The sequence below is a fragment of the Brenneria izbisi genome (assembly GCF_025840185.1).
In the GTDB taxonomy this organism is placed as follows: Bacteria; Pseudomonadota; Gammaproteobacteria; order Enterobacterales; family Enterobacteriaceae; genus Brenneria; species Brenneria izbisi.
The window spans coordinates 1-1121 of record NZ_JAMPJU010000039.1 but is presented as its reverse complement, the minus strand read 5'-3'; the positions used below and the strand labels follow the sequence as shown (position 1 = coordinate 1121).

The window sequence follows — 1121 nt, the reverse complement described above, 5'->3', positions numbered from 1 at the left end:
CAACGTTGGGTTATCAAACGCCGGTGCATTATGAAATGGTAGCGTAATTAGGTGGGAATAATTTCGGGGACAGATCCACCGTCTTTACATGGGACAGCGTGAGATTCACGCTTCAACAGAAACAAACGACATCAGAAATGCGCGAGCGATTGCCGCTGGTTTATTGGCTGTCTGGTAGCGATGTCTGGGTGAGTATCAAAAATTAGAGAGAGAAAAGTTGGTAAGCAGTGCGCCTGCTTTGGCGGGAGAAGGAATGATCGGCCTTGCTGAATTTTGCGGTTTAACAAGTGCTTCCCTGCAACAAGTGGTTCAGCGCCTGCTTGATACGAATATCCCGGTATTTTGGCTTGCTGATGGTTGTCCTGCTTACTATGTAGAAGACCTTTCACTCGTTGATAAGGATGCTCCTGAGACTTCTGGATTTATCATTAAGTGAAAAATTTTTTGCAAAATCTTTTTATTTGGCAGGTAAGAGAATACTTTTCTCAAAAATATCGGCTAATGGGCGAGTATTGCTATGATATCCAGCCACGTTAGCCGCTAACCATTCCTGAACGCCGATCTTTTCGAAAGAGACACCATAGCCACAATTGATAATCAAATGCTCGAACAGTAAACGCTGAGAACGTCCATTGCCTTCCCGAAACGGGTGAATCACATTCAAATCTGAATAATATTCTGCTAACTGAGTTATTAGCGCTGGACGTTCAAGGCCTTGTAAAAAATCATCATTGGATAGCCCTATAAAAATTTTATTGGCTTCAATTTCGATACGGGATACGGCGCAGAAACGTGTTTGACCTTTAGAAATATCGATACGCCGCATTTCTCCTGCCCAATCGAATAAATCTCCGAATATTTTCCCGTGCAGCCCACACCAATAATGCAGATCGTAAGGCGGCTCTTCAAATTCAATATCGAGAACAGCCAGTTCGGATAGTTGACGTTCCGCCTCGTCGAATTGACTGTCATCGTTGATGTCGAGCTTATTTATCAGAACATCGCTATCAGGATAGGTATAAGGATCTTGCCTTGAGCCGTATTTAGAGCCTGTCCGTAATTCTGTGTAACTGCCATCGTATTAAAGGTGAGCGCTCAGGCGGTCACCGAACTCAATAATA

2 protein-coding genes are annotated in these 1121 nt (G+C 43.7%); one reads left to right on the top strand and one right to left on the bottom strand.

All coding sequences use genetic code 11. From position 1 onward, the window contains the following. Window positions 1-253: 253 nt before the first annotated feature. Window positions 254-436, top strand: coding sequence for a hypothetical protein (locus NC856_RS17630; protein WP_264091698.1), 183 nt, complete (start codon window positions 254-256; stop codon window positions 434-436). Window positions 437-457: 21 nt separating this feature from the next. Here the strand turns inward: NC856_RS17630 and NC856_RS17625 are convergent, their stop codons facing one another. Further along, entirely contained in the window at window positions 458-997 is a 540-nt protein-coding gene (locus NC856_RS17625) for a Fic/DOC family protein (RefSeq protein WP_264091699.1), read from the bottom strand. Between the last annotated feature and the right edge of the window lie 124 nt (window positions 998-1121).

Coding starts and splice junctions, on each gene's coding strand:
- NC856_RS17630 (WP_264091698.1), top strand. CDS start 254: ATGATCGGCCTTGCTGAATTTTGCGGTTTAACAAGTGCTTCCCTGCAA.